At 57.8% G+C, this 17,631-nt stretch carries 17 protein-coding genes; 6 read left to right on the top strand and 11 right to left on the bottom strand.

Features of this window, described 5'->3' with window-relative positions; all coding sequences use genetic code 11:
• Positions 1 to 78 precede the first annotated feature (78 nt).
• A complete protein-coding gene (locus QCE73_RS32385) occupies positions 79 to 1,284 on the top strand; it encodes a porin (protein ID WP_309885090.1) in 1,206 nt (401 codons plus the stop codon).
• A 222-nt stretch (positions 1,285 to 1,506) separates the two neighbouring features.
• On the opposite strand, the gene QCE73_RS32380 is transcribed toward QCE73_RS32385, so the two are convergent.
• A complete protein-coding gene (locus QCE73_RS32380; RefSeq protein ID WP_309885089.1) occupies positions 1,507 to 2,166 on the bottom strand; it encodes an XRE family transcriptional regulator in 660 nt (219 codons plus the stop codon).
• A 96-nt stretch (positions 2,167 to 2,262) separates the two neighbouring features.
• On the opposite strand from QCE73_RS32380, the gene QCE73_RS32375 reads away from it, so the two are divergent.
• The 5 genes from QCE73_RS32375 to QCE73_RS32355 all read left to right on the top strand — a co-directional run bounded on the left by QCE73_RS32375 (position 2,263) and on the right by QCE73_RS32355 (position 8,097).
• Positions 2,263 to 3,549, top strand: coding sequence for an MFS transporter (locus tag QCE73_RS32375; RefSeq protein WP_309885088.1), 1,287 nt, complete (start codon positions 2,263 to 2,265; stop codon positions 3,547 to 3,549).
• A 21-nt stretch (positions 3,550 to 3,570) separates the two neighbouring features.
• The gene (locus QCE73_RS32370; RefSeq protein ID WP_309885087.1) at positions 3,571 to 5,100 is read left to right on the top strand and encodes an amidase; all 1,530 of its coding nucleotides are present in this window, start codon (positions 3,571 to 3,573) and stop codon (positions 5,098 to 5,100) included.
• 2 nt (positions 5,101 to 5,102) lie between these two features.
• Entirely contained in the window at positions 5,103 to 5,456 is a 354-nt protein-coding gene (locus tag QCE73_RS32365; RefSeq protein WP_035509096.1) for a RidA family protein, read from the top strand.
• A gap of 62 nt (positions 5,457 to 5,518) precedes the next feature.
• Positions 5,519 to 6,751 (top strand): FAD-binding oxidoreductase, encoded by a 1,233-nt coding sequence (locus QCE73_RS32360; RefSeq protein WP_309885086.1) that lies wholly within the window; start codon positions 5,519 to 5,521, stop codon positions 6,749 to 6,751.
• A 188-nt stretch (positions 6,752 to 6,939) separates the two neighbouring features.
• Positions 6,940 to 8,097, top strand: a complete 1,158-nt coding sequence (locus tag QCE73_RS32355; protein WP_309885085.1) for a branched-chain amino acid ABC transporter substrate-binding protein — start codon at positions 6,940 to 6,942, stop codon at positions 8,095 to 8,097.
• 119 nt (positions 8,098 to 8,216) lie between these two features.
• Here QCE73_RS32355 and QCE73_RS32350 read toward each other — a convergent pair whose 3' ends face one another.
• From QCE73_RS32350 to catA, 10 genes are all read right to left on the bottom strand, one after another.
• Positions 8,217 to 9,554: an MFS transporter gene (locus QCE73_RS32350; protein WP_309885083.1), complete on the bottom strand. Its 1,338-nt coding sequence runs from the start codon at positions 9,552 to 9,554 to the stop codon at positions 8,217 to 8,219.
• Between the two features lie 66 nt (positions 9,555 to 9,620).
• Positions 9,621 to 11,174 (bottom strand): dynamin family protein, encoded by a 1,554-nt coding sequence (locus QCE73_RS32345; protein ID WP_309885082.1) that lies wholly within the window; start codon positions 11,172 to 11,174, stop codon positions 9,621 to 9,623.
• Positions 11,171 to 12,181, bottom strand: coding sequence for a hypothetical protein (locus QCE73_RS32340; RefSeq protein WP_309885081.1), 1,011 nt, complete (start codon positions 12,179 to 12,181; stop codon positions 11,171 to 11,173). The genes QCE73_RS32345 and QCE73_RS32340 overlap by 4 nt, the downstream gene beginning before the upstream one ends.
• Entirely contained in the window at positions 12,162 to 12,356 is a 195-nt protein-coding gene (locus QCE73_RS39480) for a GTPase (RefSeq protein ID WP_404989833.1), read from the bottom strand. The genes QCE73_RS32340 and QCE73_RS39480 overlap by 20 nt, the downstream gene beginning before the upstream one ends.
• 103 nt (positions 12,357 to 12,459) lie before the next feature.
• Positions 12,460 to 12,858 carry a RidA family protein gene (locus QCE73_RS32335; protein ID WP_035509083.1) on the bottom strand — a complete coding sequence of 133 codons (399 nt, stop codon included), beginning with the start codon at positions 12,856 to 12,858 and terminating at the stop codon, positions 12,460 to 12,462.
• Positions 12,859 to 12,889: 31 nt separating this feature from the next.
• Entirely contained in the window at positions 12,890 to 13,666 is a 777-nt protein-coding gene (gene benD, locus QCE73_RS32330) for a benzoate diol dehydrogenase BenD (protein ID WP_309885080.1), read from the bottom strand.
• Positions 13,647 to 14,684, bottom strand: coding sequence for a benzoate 1,2-dioxygenase electron transfer component BenC (gene benC / locus QCE73_RS32325; protein WP_309885079.1), 1,038 nt, complete (start codon positions 14,682 to 14,684; stop codon positions 13,647 to 13,649). Before benC ends, benD begins: the two co-directional genes overlap by 20 nt.
• A gap of 36 nt (positions 14,685 to 14,720) precedes the next feature.
• Complete coding sequence (gene benB / locus QCE73_RS32320; protein ID WP_309885077.1) at positions 14,721 to 15,209, bottom strand: benzoate 1,2-dioxygenase small subunit; 489 nt, start codon at positions 15,207 to 15,209, stop codon at positions 14,721 to 14,723.
• Positions 15,206 to 16,564: a Rieske 2Fe-2S domain-containing protein gene (locus tag QCE73_RS32315; protein ID WP_309885076.1), complete on the bottom strand. Its 1,359-nt coding sequence runs from the start codon at positions 16,562 to 16,564 to the stop codon at positions 15,206 to 15,208. The genes benB and QCE73_RS32315 overlap by 4 nt, the downstream gene beginning before the upstream one ends.
• A 105-nt stretch (positions 16,565 to 16,669) precedes the next feature.
• A complete protein-coding gene (gene catA, locus QCE73_RS32310; protein WP_035509065.1) occupies positions 16,670 to 17,605 on the bottom strand; it encodes a catechol 1,2-dioxygenase in 936 nt (311 codons plus the stop codon).
• Between the last annotated feature and the right edge of the window lie 26 nt (positions 17,606 to 17,631).

Raw genomic sequence — 17,631 nt, 5'->3', positions numbered from 1 at the left:
CGTCGAACCCTTTATCGAAAAACTCTAGCCGTACTCGACGGCGGGACCAGCATTTATTTCTTTTGGAGACTAGATGTGATGAAGAAGATGGCACTCATAGTTGGCTGCTTGACCGTGTTCACCGCGTCTGCACACGCACAAAGTAGCGTCACCTTGTACGGCATCCTCGATGAGGGTTTCAATTGGAACTCCAACGCTGGCGGCAAGAACCTGTACAACCTGACGAGCGGAGTGATGCAGGGTAGCCGTTGGGGCCTGAAAGGTGCGGAGGACCTCGGGGGTGGCTTCAAGGCCATCTTCGTTCTCGAAAACGGCTTCGATGTGAGTAACGGCTCGCTCGGGCAGAGAAACTATCGAGGGAGCACACAAGGTCTAATGTTCGGCCGGCAAGCATACGTCGGCGTATCAAGCACCTATGGAACGGTCACACTCGGACGTCAGTACGAGTCCATCGTGGACTATGTTGGTCAGTTCGAAGCCGCAACGCAGTGGGGAGGATTTATCTCCTCACACCCGGGCGACCTTGATAACTTCAACAACCTGTATCGAGCGAATAACGCGGTCAAGTTCACTAGCGTCAATTACGGCGGATTGACCTTCGGCGGACTTTACAGTCTCGGTGGTGTCGCGGGCGATACGACTCGCAATCAGGTTTGGTCGGTCGGTGCAAATTATGCGCGAGGCCCAGTCTCGTTCAGCGCGGCGTATTTGAACGCGCGAAACCCGAACGTTGGATTCTTCGGCGACAACGGTGCGAGTACAGCGGTGACGCCTGCCGCATCCACTATCGCATCGCCGGTCTACAGCGGATATGCATCTGCTCATACCTATCAGGTCATCGGCGCGGGTGGTTCGTACAACTTCGGCGCGGCCACCATCGGCGCGACGTACTCCAACATCCAGTTCAAGAACCTCGGCGATACGGCCACATCGGGCCCTAATCCTCTTGGGTACCAAGGCAATGCGAAGTTCAATAACGCAGAGGTGAACTTCAAATACCAGTTCACGCCGGCCCTTCTCGTGGGCGCAGCATTCGACTATACGAAGGGCGACAGCGTAGCGACGGCGGCTGGCTCGACAGGCGGCGTCAAGTATTACCAAGGCGCTCTGGGCATAGATTACTTCCTGTCGAAGCGCACAGATATCTACCTGATTGGGGTTTATCAAAAGGCGTCGGGTACAGATTCGACTGGCGCGACGGCAGTGGCGTCCATCACTAATCTGACGCCGTCGACAAGCGACCGACAGAGTACCGTGCGTGCGGGTATCCGTCACAAGTTCTAAGGTCGCCGCGCAAGTGGACAACGGGCCGGCGTCGCGACGTTCAAAGAGTCGCGACTGCGAAGCGACGTTGGACTGCAGAGGGTGGAATCGTCAACTGATACTCGGATGGAGTGGGCTTGATTGCGGCAAAACGAACGTTCTGCCGCAATTCTTTTTATCGAAATCACTTGGCCGTCCAGCTTCCGTTTCGCCAAGGCACGCCGGGGAATCCAAACGGCACGTTCAGAGCGTTCGCGGCGGACGATGGTCGTCGGTGTCGACGCAACACACGAGAACCTCGGCGTCTTTGGCTCCGGTGCTGATGTAGACATGACCCTGGGCGCTGTCGAAGTACAGACTGTCGCCTTGTTCAAGCTTGAAGACGGACCCGTTCTCGAAATGAAGTTCGAGCTTTCCCTGCAAAAGGAACACAAACTCTTCCCCGCTGTGCCGGATGTAGTCAGGGAAATCGTCGAGCGCATGGGCGCGGATATGTGCACGCATCGGCACCATGCGTTTGCCGACGAGGTCGTTGGCAATCATGCCGTATTCGTAGTTGGGTGTGTCGTAAATCAGCTGCTTCCCGGAGCGGGTCAACGTAGGCTCAATCGGTCCGGCCTCTCGGCTGAGCGCGCGCCCGAAAATCGTGTCGAAATCGAGATTAAGGGCGTGCGCAAGCGCGACGAACTTGTCGTAGGTGAGAGCAATGTCGCCGCGTTCAGCTTTCGAGATGGTCGAGACCGCGATTCCCGAACGCTCGGATAGCTGCATCAAGGTCAGCTCGCGAGACTTGCGTGCTTGACGCAGTCGCGTGCCGACGGCCTTGTGGTCGATATGAAAGGAAGTTCCTTCCGTTTCGGTCGAGGGGGCCGCGTGATTGCGGTGTGCTCCGGACTTTTGCATATGTCGTCCTGAATTCGGGTTTTGTCGTATACGAGAATTATTTTTTTCTCGTATATGATAACTCTCATACCGTCGTTCATCTGAAGGAGCAGCATCGTGGCATCACTCGCACTTGAGAAGGCTGGTCTCTCGAAGACTCAGGTTGTTGCTGCCACTACCCTTGGGACAGCCCTTGAGTACTACGACTTCACCATCTATAGCTTCTTCGCAATCCAGATTGGGAAGCTCTTTTTCCCATCCGCATCCCCGGTCAATCAGTTCCTTCTTTCGATTGGGGTCTTTGGCGTTGGCTTCGTAGTGCGTCCGCTTGGCGGCGTTGTCATCGGCGCCTATGCTGACCGCGTGGGGCGAAAAAAAGCGATGGTGCTGACCATCATGCTGATGGCGCTGAGTTGCGCGCTCATCGCGTTTGCGCCAACGTACGCAGTGGCGGGCATCTTTGCACCGCTTGTTGTCCTTGCAGCTCGTCTCATTCAAGGCTTTGCTGCCGGTGGGGAGTTCGGTCCGGGGACGACACTGCTCGTGGAATACGCCACCGACAATACGCGTGCGTTCTTCGCTAGTTGGAATTTCGCAGCGACCGCTCTCGGTCTCGCGCTCGGTGCCGTGGTCGCCACGCTGGTGAACGTAACGATGCCCAAGGAGGTCGTTGACGATTGGGGATGGCGCCTTCCGTTCTTGCTGGGAATCTTCGCGGCCCCCGTCGGAATGCTAATCCGGCGCCGTCTCGAAGAAACCCTCAGCGGTGCGTCGACTCATGGTCAAAAGAAGAGTAGCGCGCTGAAAGCGGCGCTCACGACTCACCTCAAGCTGACCATCCTGGGAACGTTTGCCGAGCTGGGTGGCTCGGTGTCGGTGTATATCACAGCGTTTTTTCTTCCGAACCACGCGGTGCGGACGCTACATCTGTCACCGACCGCATCGGTCATCTCGGGAGTCGTCAGCTCATTAACGCTATTCATCGCGGCGCCTATCGCGGGCAGGCTGGCAGACCGCTTTACCCGCAAGCGTGTGCTGGTTATCTCGCGGGTCATCCTGCTGGCAACGGTCTATCCCGCGTTTTTGCTCCTGAGCGCGCAGCCTTCGATACTCCTACTCTGCGCGGTCTCCGCCTTTCTCGCCATCTTCGTTGCCGGACAGATTGTTCCAGTGCTGGTGATGATTCCGGAGCTGTTCCCGCGCGAAGTGCGTGCGACAGGAATCGCATTAACGTACGTGGTAAGTGCATCGTTTTTTGGTGGATTTTCTCCTCTGATTGCAAGCTGGATTGTCGAACGTACAGGCAATCCCCTGGCACCAGCATGGTATGTGGCAGCAGCCTGTGCGATTTCGCTGGTCCCGGTCATCTGGCTGCGCGACCGCACTGGCGAAGCCATCAACTGACGCCGAATTCAGGAAAAGACAATGACCTCCGCTAACGAAGAACTGGTGACCCAGTCTGCCGAAGAGCTCCGAAGACTCATCGGCATCAAGCAGATTTCGCCAGTCGAATTGGTCGACGCCTGTATCGACCGTATCGAAACGCTCAATCCAGCCGTGAACGCAGTCACGGCGACCTGCTTCGATGCGGCGCGACGCGAGGCGAAGGTCGCCGAACAACGCGTGATGGATGGACAAGAATTGGGACTGCTCCACGGCCTGCCCATGGGCGTGAAAGACCTTGAAGACACGGCTGGCCTACTCACCACCTACGGTTCGCCCATGTCTCGGGGCAACGTGCCGACGCGCGATGTGGTGCTGGTCCAGCGCCTGCGCAAACAGGGCGCAATCCTGCTGGCAAAGACGAACGTGCCGGAGCTGGGTGCTGGTGCGAACACCCGGAACCCAGTATGGGGTGCGACGGGCAACCCGTTCAACACCGCGCTGAACGCGGGGGGTAGCTCGGGCGGTTCGGCGGCAGCGCTCTCGTGTGACATGTTGCCGGTCTGCACCGGGTCCGATACCGGTGGCTCGCTGCGCATTCCAGCGTCAAAGTGTGGCGTGGTCGGCTTTCGACCATCACCTGGCCTTGTACCCAACTCGCGCCGTTTATTGGGATGGACGCCGATTTCGGTGGTCGGTCCGATGGGACGTACCGTCGCCGAGGCCGCGTTGCAGCTCGCAGCGACAGCAGGCGAGTCGGTGGGCGACCCATTGAGCTACTCGGTCGATGCACCGGGATTGAATCGGACTGGGCACATCGACCTTGCCAAACTCCGAGTCGGCTATACCGAGGACTTCGGCTGTTGCGACGTTGATGAGTCGATTCGAGAAACGTTCAGGTCGCGAGTGACTGCCATCAGAGGCATGGTTCACACGTGTGAGCCTGTCGATTTCAAACTCGGCGAAGTGCATCGGTGCTTCGACGTCATTCGGGCCGAAAGCTTCGTCGCCGGTCTACGCACGGCGTACGAGCGCGACCCGAGCGCCTTGGGTCCAAACACACGCGCGAATTACGAGATGGGCGCGAAAATGTCGCTTGCGGATTCCGCATGGGCCCAGTGCGAGCAGACCCGAATCTTCCAGCGTTTCCAATTGGCGTTCTCTCATTACGACGTCATCGTCTCGCCGACAACGCCGGTGTCGCCCTTCCCGTGGACGGAACTTTACGCTTCTACCGTGCAAGGCAGACCGCAGGAAAATTACTACCGGTGGCTCGCGCTCACCTATGTCGTCACACTCGCGACCAATCCAGCACTTTCCCTGCCGTGTGGCGTGGACGAGGCAGGTATGCCGTTCGGGCTGCAGATAGTCGGACCGTTCCGTGGCGACTCGCAGACGTTGGCGATTTCCCATGCGTTTGAACAAGCATTTTCCGGGTCGTCGACGCTGCGTCGTCCCCGCCCGAACCTGTCGCATCTACGCGAAGCCAATCCAGCGCTCAAGTCTCTCGTCACCTCACCTCCGATTTTTAACCCGTCCGGAAGCGATGCATCCGGCTTATCAATGGTGTAACTATGAGCCAAGAAATCAAACGCCTGCAGACCAACGCTCGCATGAGCCAGGTCGTGGTGGCCAACGGTGTTGTCTATCTGTCGGGGCAGGTTCCTGACACGGCGGGCGCCGCTATCGATGTGCAAGCTACCGAAATCCTCACCCGCATCGACAGACTGCTCACGTCGGCAGGAATCGACAAAACTCGCTTGCTCACGGCCAATGTGTGGCTGAGCGACCCGAAGCACTTTGATGCGTTTAACGCTGTGTGGGACGCATGGGTCGAAGAGGGGCACGCTCCGACACGTGCGTGTGTCACGTCGATTCTAATGAAACCGGGTCTCGATGTTGAGATTGCAGTAACGGCGCTCGCCTGACCGCCCCGGTCATCGATGGACAATCAAGCAACTCGCATGGTGCGTACGAAAGGAATATCGAGATGAAGTTTGATGCAATGGTTCTCGGCGGCGGCATCGTCGGCACGTCTGTCGCTCTGCAGTTGCAGCGTCGGGGCGTCAAAGTCGCGCTTATCGACCGCAAGGCGCCAGGCAACGAGACTTCACTCGGCAACGCTGGACTTATCCAACGCGAGGGCGTGTATCCGTACGCGTTCCCTCGCGACTTTGCGTCGCTCGCGCACTATGCGGGCAACCGCGCGACGGATGTGCGCTATCACCCGACGGCGATGCCGAAACTGACGCCGTTCCTCTTGAAGTATTGGCACAACTCCCGGGCAGACCGTCATGCACAGATTGCGAAAGCCTATTCAACGCTGATAGAGCACAGCGTTTCGGAGCACCGAGACTTGATTGAAGCAGCTGAAGCACAAGCCTTGCTCAGAACAACCGGCTGGATAAAGGCGTTCCGTACGGGAAGTGCCTTTGACGGCGCCGTCGCAGAAGCGTCGCGCTGGAAAGATGAATACGGAGTCGAGTTTGAAGTTTTGGAAGGCGACGCGCTCCACCAAACTGAGCCCTCGTTAAGTTCAGTTCTTCGCGCAGCAGTTCGTTACTCGTCGTCTAACTCGGTGAGTGACCCGGCCGGCCTCGTCGGCGCGTATGCGAAGCTTTTCGAGCGACTCGGCGGCAGCGTGCTGATTGGCGACGCTTCTACGCTGGAAGATGGCTGGCGCGTTTGGACCGAGACTGGTCTCGTGGAGGCCGAAACAGGCGTCATCGCCATGGGCCCCTGGTCCGGCGACCTGACCAAAAGGCTCGGCTATGAGCTGCCACTCGAAGTGAAACGTGGCTACCACATGCACTACGCGGCCAAACCAGGTGCGACGCTGAATCAGCCAGTGCTCGATGCCGAAGTCGGTTACATGATTACGCCCATGGCTCGAGGAATTCGACTCACGACGGGTGTGGAGCTCGGATTGCGCGATTCGCCCAAGACGCCGGTACAACTGGAAGCGGTGGAACCTGTGGCGCGCGAAGTCTTTCCTCTCGGAGAACGGGTCGACGCGGAACCGTGGCTCGGCTGCCGTCCGTGTACACCGGACATGATGCCAGTCATTGGGCCCGCACCGCGCCATAGAAATCTTTGGTTCGCGTTTGGACATGCGCACCACGGCCTGACGCTTGGACCCATCACGGGACGTTTGATTGCGGAGTCGATGACGGGGGCTCACCCGACAGTCGACCTGACACCGTTTCGTGCTGACCGATTCTAATTGGCCGAGGCCTGAGATAATTATTCTCAGATACGAGAATTTATTTTGACTCGCATATGATGTTCTGCACATAGGACGCGGACGGGGAGTCAAGTGACAGAGCTGCTACTGGCTTTTAATTAAGGACACCGAAACGTAGTTCCATTCAGATGTTTACTGAAACGGCTGGAATCTCTTGGAGAAGCAACATGTCTCACCAATCTCGCCTTCACACTTCACTCGCGGCTACGTGTATCGCTGCCGTCTCGGCATTGGCAGCAACGACTTCATATGCAGATGACGTGGTAGCAAAGATTGCCGTCGCGGGGCCGACCACTGGGCAACTGGCAAGCCTAGGAAAAGACGTTCAGAACAGTGGCGAACTAGCGATTGACGCGCTCAATTCCAAGAACATCGTGGTTAACGGTAAGCGCGTTCGCTTCGAGCTTGTCGCGGCGGACGACGGAGCCGACCCTCGAGTTGGCACCATTGTCGCCCAGCGGCTGGTTGATGACCATGTCATCGCCGTCATAGGCCACATCAACTCCGGCGTCGCGATTCCCGCTTCGCGCATTTATAGCCAGGCTGGGATTCCGTTCATTTCGAGTGGCGCATCAAATCCCACGCTGACTGCACAGAACCTCAAGAACACGTTCCGCGTCGTTGCCGACGACAACGCACAAGCTGCGGGGATGGTGCAGTTCCTCAGTCGTCGATTAAAGGCGAAGCGCATTGGGCTGGTGGACGACCGCACCGCATACGGGCAGGGCTTGGGCGACCAAGTGGCGAAGGATGCAGGTGAGTCGGGCATTGCCGTCACCAGAGAGTTCACGAACGATAAGGCCGTCGATTTTCGGGCCATTCTCACATCCCTTAAATCGAGCCAGCCAGACGCCATCGTGCTGGCCAGCACCGACGCCATAGCGTCACCCTTCGTCAAGCAGATGAAGTCGCTTGGTATGACCCGCGTTCACTTCGTCGGAGGCGATGGGATTTGCACGGAGAACTGGGTTCGCGTCGCGGCCTCTGCTGCGGAGGGAGAATACTGTACACAAACTGGCGCGCCGCTCGACCAACTGCCGGGTTCCAAGGATTTTGTTCAAAAGTATCAAGCGCGCTTCAACCAGCCGCCGCAATACTTCGGGCCCTACACATATGACAGCGTGATGGTGGTTGGTGAGGCAGTACGGAAAGCCGGTTCGCTCGACCCGCTGAAGGTCATCGACGCGCTGCATTCCGTCGACTACACGGGCGTGACGGGGAGAATCGAATTCGATAGTAAGGGGGACCAGAAGTACGCTGCAGTCTCCGTCTATCAGGTTAAGTCGCAAAAGATTACGTCGCTGGGCGTTATTGGAAAGATGTAATGCTTTTAGCGCGTCGTTGAGACGCGCTTGAATGCGCGCGGACCGATACCGGGACAGACTATCGGTCCGCGCCCTGTTACTGGGAGCGAGCGACGAGTCAACGAGTGCTTCGACGAATCTTAATGCACGGGCGCGAAGTCCTTGTCCTCTGCGCTATTCGACGAGCGAATCAGCATGACAGACAGCAGCGCAACGAGCAGAGGCAACGCAAGGGCTGCGTAGAATCCGGCCGGTCCGCCGAATTCGAGAACACTTCCGCCAATCGCGGAGCCAAATATCGCTCCAAGCCGTCCCATCCCAATTGCCCATCCAGTTGCAGTTGCGCGCAGTGTCGTCGGGTAGGCTTCAACCGTCAAATAGTTAAGGACGATTTGCTGTCCGCCGATGCCCAGCCCTGCGGCACCGACCAACAAAAAGACGGCGGTCCACGACGCCCCAGAGACCGAAAGTCCAATCGAGAGCGCAATTCCCAGCGCCATGAGCGCAACCAGAATTAGCCGCGTGCTTACCCTAGGTAAGAGGAGCGACAGCGGGACGGCACACACGATGAATACCGCGTTCACCGTTACGGTTCCCATCGGAGCTTGGGTTGCCGGAAGCCCCGTCGCCTTCAGAACCGTCGGCAGCCAGGAAAGGAACATGAACCATGCGACCCAGTTGCAAAAGTAGACGCACCAAATTGCGACGGTATTGCGCGACTTTCCATCGCCGAACAATGCTCGCACGCTCGCTCGGGCCGTGTTGGCAGGAACGGCGAAAACCGTGTCGGCAGGAACCTGGATTTTCAGAACCCTCGAAACCAACCTGCGCACAGAATCGGTGTTTCGGCCTCGCACCTGACTGATGGAGAAGCTCAGTGATTCGGGCAATACGAAGAACAGCACGACGAGCAAGCACAGCGGCGCTGCACCGCCCGCAATGAAGACGCTTTGCCAGCCGAGGGACGGCATCATTTTCGATGCGAGGAGAGCTCCGACCATGGCGCCTGCGGGAAGTCCCAGAAGTACGCCAGTCATGACCGCACCACGGTGACGAGCAGGCCAGAATTCAGCTGCAAGGGCCAAAAGCACGGGCGTGCAACCACCCATCCCGAGACCTGCGACAAATCGAAGAACAAGTATGAGGCTGGTGCTCTTCGCAAAAGCTGTGAGCAGCGACGCCACGCTGAACAACGCGACTCCGCCCAGCAAAGCGGGGCGTCGCCCGACGCGGTCGCCGAGCAGCCCCAGCGTCATGGCTCCCACGGTCATTCCAAGTGTGCCAGCAATGAGTATGGGCGCCAGTTCGCTCGGGCGGAGGCCAAATGCGGCAATGATTGCGGGACCTGTGTACCCAATCGCCTGCGTGTCGAACCCATCGAACAGGGTCGTCAGGAAACACAGTGCGAATATAACCCACTGAAATGGGCGTACAGGCTCCTTATCGATAAGGGAAGGAATGTCACACGTTGCGCTCATGGAGGCTCCTTTTTCTATTTAGGCAAACCCAGTCGTTCGGGCATCACCCCTTGCTCAAACTTAAAATCAATCGAATTCAGACCGCAGGTTGCGCTTCAAGAAAAGCAACGTTTCCTCATGCGTAAGGAAACATGCCTCTAGGCCCTGCGTGAGCTTCTCAAAGCGCGATAGCGCAGTCCGGCACTGACCGACTACCTCGCCGCTCAGCCGTAGCACAAGATTGCCAATTGCTTTTGTGAGCGCTTCGTGAAGCCGCTGATAGTCGAGCGCAAAACGCTCGTCGCCGTCTCCGCTCCAGACCGGAACATCGAGTTGCAATTCCAGTTTCGAATTTATGACGCTCAAGTCAGCGACGTACCCGGGCAGAAGCGTGCGCACCTCTAGCGAGAGGGCATCTCTCGTCGATTCAGACAGTAGATTGACGAGCCCTCTGAGGTCGCGGGTCGCGGAGTACTTCTCGAGCAGCCTGGGTAGCTCTGGCACGACTGCACGCCACAGGGCATTGGCGAGCCGCTCTTGCGTGGCTTCCAGCATGTCTCTTTCAGCCTCGGACGCGGAACCAATCTCCTGCAGCAAGGACGCGACCTCACTATTGAGGCCGCCAATGACGCTCTCTTCTAAATGATGCAGCAGGACTTCCGCCTGTTTGCGACGCTTGTATGCAAGTGTCGGCTCGGCAATGGCAACGAGTGTGGCGAAGAGTCGGTCGAACCCGGCTTCATTCATCGCCGCTTGCGTTTGGCCCTGCTCGCAAGCCAGATATGTGGAGATGGATACGGGTGATTTCAGCAGGTCAACTGCAACTCCCATTTGCTTGAGCTTCTCGGCTGCGCGTGCGTTGACGTCACCCTCTTGCTCCGCACGGTTCACTGGCGATTTGCTGCGCAGTACCTTGCAAATCTCGCCGTCGACCTCGTCTTCTTCATAGACGTCGCTGCGAGTGATGACCGGAAGCAACGGTTTGTTGCGATGCAGTTCGCGTCCAAGCTCGTCTAGCTCCTGGACCTGTCCCGGCGACGTCGAACTCGTGAGCCATAAAACGCCGTCTGCGCTGTCCGCAAAGCGCTGGGTGAGTGCCGCGTTCTCTGGCGTAACCGAATGCAGTCCGGGTGTGTCCACTAAGACTAGCTTCCCAGCAAGCCGAACGCCTTGAAGCCGGGAGGTTGTCTCCGTCACACCCTCGTTGAAACGTTCCGGCGTCTCAACGATTCGGCCTTCATCGAGGTAGAAGTATCGGACCTCTTTTCCATGGGCAGCGAAGCGGTCGGCGAGAAGGTTGCAGAACGAGCTCTTTCCGGCATTGAATTTTCCAAAGACAAGCAGCAATACCTTGTCGTCAAAAGAATCAGCAAACGCGCGAGCCGGTTCGTAGCTCTGCCATTGCTCGACGCATGCGGCCATGCCTTGGTCGACCGCAGTGTTAATCGCTTTCGCTTTCCACGCGAGTGCGTTGCACTCATTCAAACCGCTCCACGTCAGACGACTTACCTGGAGATGGGAATTCAAGCCCGCGAGCCACTCCTCCATCGAATCAACGATGGTCGTTACATCGTGCGTGATGAAATCGAATGCGTCGACATCAGCGATGAAACGGTGCTCGTTGCTTGGGTCCGCCTTCATGCCGTCACTTCCAAACCGTTTAGAGAGGCTAACGCTGTACGAAGAGCGTCGATTGCAGCCTCCGCGTCCGCAACACGCGTAGCCAGTGCCTTTCGGTCGTTCGAAATCTCATAGTAGTGAGTGAAGTCACGCCGCATTCTTTCGCGACCTGCTTCCGTGCAGAACATTCGGCGGAGGTCCTTCCTGAACTTAACCGAGACACCCATCACCGCAATCATGACGGTGTTGAGGGCACGTGCGACGGTTTCCTGCTCGGCCGGCAGCCCAATAACGCCATGCCCCGCTAGAAAGCTGTCAATTTCGATGCACGCACGCGAGTACGCAATCTGAATGTGGGCGCGTTCACGTTTGCCCGCTGTGGAGGCATACGCGTCTTTCGCGGTGTCCGGGATAGATGCATAGTCTTCGCCTAAACCGTCGAGCATCACCTCGATGTCGGAACTAACCTTCCCGGTGACGGCCTCGAGCCCCAGGTCAAATTCCTGCCGTTGCTGAAGTTGCAAGGCACGTAAGATTTCCAGGGACGCCTGATTTTGACGAGCAAGGGAGGCAAGCTCGTCTCGGATTTCTTCAAATAACAATGAGATTTCGAATGCGCGAGCGGCCGGCACTTGGTCGAGCGCTTTATCCAGCTCCGCATGCAACGAAGGAATTCCGCTTTTTTCAACAAAAAGCTTCTTGCCTTCGTCGAGGCCTTTACGGTGCCGGGCCGAAGAAACCGCGTTCAAGGGAGTGTCAGGGAGCTGAGCGGTGATGGCGCCGCTCACCTTTTGCAACTCGGCATCGCTGGGAAGCTGGTCGACTTGGGTCAACACGACGAGCGTTTGTCGCCGCGTCCGTTCCGTGTCTTTACGAAGTTCTTCCAGGAGCGCCAATTCCTTTGCATCGAACTCGCCTTCTTTTGCGGCGTGCACGAAGAGGCGGATGTCCGCGTGTAGCCATGCGGCGTGCATGGCGTGGCGGTCATCTTCCGTGCCAACATCGGCATCAAGGCCTGGCGCATCCAACCATCGAACGCCCTGATGGACCCTCCGAGAGCTTCACCGTTTCGCGTCTGTCCGCGACGGCAAATGCTTCCTGACCGATGAGCTCGTTCAGGAGGCGACTTTTTCCGTGGTTGTACTTTCCGATGACCGTGACGATGGGCTCTTCGTGTCCGAGCAGAATATCCAAGCGCGCCATGTCGTCAGCTCGACCCGGAAGTACTGCAACAACATCGTGAATTGCTTGTCGGCGAGTTTCGCTAGGCACACCGGTTCCTTTTTAGAATCTGGGAGGGGCACGCTTAGTCAGCCAACACTGCAACAGCTTTGATTTCGACAATGTAGCCGGCGGCACCACCCAGCATGTGCGCCCCCACAGCGGTCCATGCCGGCAAGGGATGTGCGTTAAGGTATCGGTCACGCACTTCCATAAAAAGTGGAAGGTCGCGCATGTCTGTATGGAAAGTGGTTACATCGACGATATCGGCGAGCGTCCCGCCTGCCGCTTCGAGCACTGCCTTCAAATTCTCGAAGGCCTGCACAATCTGTGCTTCGCGCTCAGCCACCAGCTTCATGTTGGCATCACGGCCAATCTGACCTGAGACGTACACCGTCTTCCCGACCTTCACCGCAGGGGCGTAGCGAATCTTTTCGTACACCGCTTCCATGCCTGCGGGAACAATGGCTTTGCGTTCGTTCATTGTGGCGTCTCCTACTCGTTATTTTTTGCGACTAGCCGTTGTCTCCGCCCGCGACGGGCAACACGGCTCCGGTGATGTAACCTGCTTCGTCAGATGCGAGGAAGAGGATGGGTGCGATTTGCTCGTCGAGCGTTCCGTAACGTTTGAAGAAGGTCGATTCAGTGACCTGCTTGACCGCATCGCCCATCCACGTCTTCTCTTGCGCGCTGTCGCCGGCGGCGTTGCGGGGCACGCGTCGCGGAGGTGCTTCTGTCCCGCCGGGTGCCGCAGCGACTACGCGGATGTTCTGCTCGCCATACTCCATTGCGAGGGACTGGGTCATCGCGTTCACTCCGCCCTTCGCGGCCGAGTATGGTACGCGGCGGATACCGCGCGTGGCGTTGGATGAGACGTTGACAATCGTTCCCCGACCTTGCGCGAGCATATGCGGAAGCACCGCGTGACATGCATACAGGGTGGGCATCAGCGAACGGCGGATTTCAGCGTCAATCTGCGTCGGCTCGAATTCGGCGAAGGGCCGCATGCGAATCGCACCGCCAACCCCATTCACCAGAATGTCGATACGGCCAAACTTCTGCACGGCAAAGTCGATTGCAGACGCTGCGCCTTCGTACGTTTCTAGGTCTGCGACGAATCCCGCGGTGTCGGCGCCAGTCGCTTCGGCGGCGACCTCGGAAACGAAGTCGGCGCGGTCGACAAACAATACCTTCGCGCCTTCTGCAGCCGCGCGCAGAGCGACGCCACGGCCGATGCCCTGCGCGGCCCCCGTGACGACCATAACCTTGCCTTCAAACCTTCGAGCGTTCATGAGTCACCGGTGATACGTTGGGAGTGAACTTCTCATAGTGGAAGCTGTTTGGCTTCACACCGTTGTCGTCGAAATATTTACGCACAGCGTCGACCATCGGCGGCGGCCCGCACAGGTACACGTCAACATCGCCGTCATTCAGGCATTCAGCGGGCATGTGTTGCGTCACCCAGCCCTTACGGGGGTGGCTAGACTCAGCTTCTGCAACGACGGTACTGAACGTGAAATTGGGCAGTTTCTCTGTGTACGCCTGGATGGCTTCGACCAGCACGAGGTCGAGGTCTCGCGTCACACCGTAGATTAGGTGCACTCGCTGCTGGGAATTCGCACGAACCAGCACTTCCAGCATCGACAAGAAGGGCGCTAGGCCCGTACCGCCTGCAAGGAACAGCAGCGGTCGCTCGACAGCCCGCAGATAGAAGATTCCCATCGGCCCCGTCAACTCGACCTTGTTGCCCGGCTGTGCCGATTCGAGCCAAGTGCTCATCACGCCACCCGGAATCTTTTTAATCAGAAAGCTGATTTTCGACGCGCCTGGTGTGGACGAGAACGAGTACGAGCGATGCTGACCGCTTCCGGGCACGTCGATGTTGACGTACTGACCGGCCAGGAAAACCGGCGGAACGCCGTCCACGTCCATCTCGAGCACAACCGCTGCGTCTTTGTGCTGCTCGACTTTCGTGACCGTTGCAGCGAACTTGTTGTGCTCCGTTTTGCACGAGGTCGACGAGGCCGGGACCGCAATGACGCAATCGCTCTGGGGGACCATTTGACAGGTAAGCACGAGGCCGCTCTCCTTTTCGTCTTCGGTCAGTGCATCCTCAATGTAGTCATCGCCCAAGTCGTAGCTGCCGCTCTCGGCGCGGCACTTGCAAGTACCGCATACGCCATCTGAGCAATCCATTGGGAGGTTAATCTTTGCACGAAAAGCGGCATCGAGGACCTTTTCGCCGGCTTTGCATTCGACGAAGCGAGTCACGCCGTCTTCAAAGTTCAGTGCAATGTTGTAACTGGACATGTTGCCTCCTACTTCGTTTCCTGGTCCGGCCGAGCATCAGACGTGGTAGACGTCGAGCACCTGGCGGATATAGTCGTTCTTCAGCGCTATCTTCTTGCTCGAAATCAGCAAGCGGTCGCTAACTGCGCGGAAGGTGACGTAGATGGTGCCGAAGAACTGGTCCGTTACCTTGTAACGATGGTTCAGCGTGTTGAAGTTGTACCGGACATCCACTTCGTTATCACGCTCGGCCAGCACTTCCACATTGGTGACGTTGTGGCTAGTACGCGGTTCCGGCATCGAAGCGCCGCTTCGCTCCGTCTTAATGCGGAACACGCGGTCTTCGAGCCCACCTCGGTCCGGGTAATACATCAGCGAGATTTGGCTATGCGGGTCTTCGGTGAGCTTGTCATCATCGTCCCAGGCTGGCATCCAGTAGCTGACGTCTTCGGTGTAGCAGGCGAGCCACTCGTCCCACTGGCGGTCATCGAGAAAACGCGCTTCTTGGTAGAGCGCATTGCAAATCGTGTGATATTCGAAGCTCATACCGTCGCCTCCGCCTGTTCTTTCCGAAGGGCTTCCCGCATCACCTTCGCCCAGTATTCATGCTGAACGACGAAAAGACCTTCGTCTTCGCTGCGCTCGCCAGAGATGAGCGGATTCAGGCCCATGCCCTTAGCGTTGTCATCAGGCCCATGTACCCAAAGCGGCGCACCACGCGACATGTCGTTCCACATTGACGTGGTGGGACCGTAACCGGCTTGGCAAGCACGGAATTCCTCGAGGTCGTCGCTGGTGCCCATCCCCGAAACGTTGAAGAAGTCTTCGTACTGGCGAATGCGAACAGCGCGGCTCTCTGCGCTTTCACCTTTCGGCGCGAAGCAGAAGATGCTGACCTCAGTCTTGTCAACGCTAATCGGACGGACCACGCGAATCTGGGTACTGAACTGGTCCATCAGGAATACGTTCGGATAAAGACACAAATTTCGCGTCTGATTGACGATGTATTTCGCCTGGTCTTCGCCGACACGTGCGGCGATTTCATCACGATGCTGATAGACCGGACGCACCTCTGGGTTCATCGTCTTGGTCCACAACAGGATGTGGCCATGCTCGAAGCCGTACACGCCGGCGACAGATTTGCTCCAGCTGTTCGCATCGACGGCCTTGGTACCTTCGACCTTGCGACGACCCATCGTCGCGGCGTAATTCCAGTGAACGGTGCTGACGTGGTAGCCGTCACAGCCATTCTCCATCTGCATCTTCCAGTTGCCCTCGTAGATGTACGAGGAGTTTCCGCGTAAAACTTCGAGGCCATCCGGCGCTTGGGAGACGATTTGGTCGATGATGACCTTCGTTTCGCCGAGATAGTCTTCAAGCGGCAGCACATCAGCGTTCAAGCTGCCGAACAAGAAACCGCGATAGTTCTGGAAGCGCGCCACCTTCTTCAGGTCGTGCGAGCCTTGCTTGTTGAACTGCACCGGATACTCGGTGGTCTTTTCGTCCTTAACCTTCAGAAGCTTGCCGGCGTTCGAGAAGGTCCAGCCGTGGAACGGGCAGGTGAAGCTGCCTTTATTGCCGTGCTTGCGGCGGCACAGCATGGCGCCCTTGTGTGCGCACGCATTGATGACAGCGTGCAACTCGCCAGCCTTGTCACGCGTGATGACAATCGGCTGGCGACCGATATACGTGGTGTAGTAGTCGTTGTTGTTCGGCACTTGGCTTTCGTGCGCGAGGTACACCCAATTGCTCTCGAAGATGTGCTTCATCTCGAGTTCGTACAGGTCGGCGTTCGTGAAGATGTCGCGACGGCAACGGAAAACACCGTTTTCCTTGTCGTCCTGAACGGCGTTGGCGAGCAATTCGTCCAGTTGTCGTCCTTTTTCGATGATTGCGGACATGAGTCGTCTCCCTATGCGGACTCCGTGAGGAAGCCCTCTGCATCGGTTCAGATAGTTCGTGTGAGGGCGGCTGCTAGTTGACTGGCTAACCGCCTACTTGAGCAATTACGCCGTCGCTGATACGCGGGGGCGATTAACCAGCTGGTTGTCCTTGCCTTGAACCAGCGGAGTCAACTCGATGTTGAACTCAATTTCTTTGTACGCGTCGGCCTTGAGGCCGAGCGCTGCGCCGCCGGTCTTCTCGACCACATGCGGCACGAGTTCTTCACGAGTCGCGTAAGCGAAGTCATCCCAAATGAGCGGGTCGCCCTCGATGTTGATTTGCGTCGTGAGCTTGCGGGTCGTTTCGCTGGTCACGAAAAAGTGCACGTGCGCCGGACGGTTGCCATGGCGAGCAATCGTGTTGAGCAGTTGCTGCGTGGCACCGTGCGGCGGGCAGCCGTAGCCCACAGGCATGAGCGTGCGGAACTCGTACTTGCCGTCGGCGCCGGTTTTCACCGCGCCGCGAAGATTGAAGTCGTCTTGCGCGCCGGTCGGGTCGAAGTGCGAGTAGAAGCCCTTCGAGTTCGCGTGCCAGCACTCAACCACCGCGTCTGCGACGGGCTTGCCGTCGGGCCCAGTGACCGTGCCACGGATGATGAGCGGGCCCGCGTCTTCGTCGGCGTTCAGGTCAATCTTGGAGACGCCATCACGGACCGGGGCGCCTGCAACATACAGCGGACCTTCGATAGTGCGCGGGGTGCCGCCATGAATTTCGGCTTCCCGGTCTGCTGCATCCATGCGGATGTCGAGATACTTTTCAAGGCCGAGACCAGCCGCGAGAAGCGCAGCCTCACCGTCTTGACCAAGCTTGTTGAAGTAATTTACGCCAGCCCAAATCTCATCGGGTGTCATGTCGAGGTCGTCAATGGCCTTGAATAGGTCGCTCAGCAAACGGTGAGTAATCTGCTTAGCCCGCTCGTTGCCATCATTGCTCCCGAGGTTCGCGGCTGCTTTGAGGAGGTCTTGTACTTCCTTCGATTCGAACACTTTGACGCTCATGTCTGCTCCTAACTCTCTCTATATTC

Origin of the sequence: Caballeronia sp. LZ029, from assembly GCF_031451275.1 — a bacterium.
Classification (GTDB): Bacteria; Pseudomonadota; Gammaproteobacteria; order Burkholderiales; family Burkholderiaceae; genus Caballeronia; species Caballeronia jiangsuensis.
This window is presented reverse-complemented; position numbering and strand designations above follow the sequence as displayed.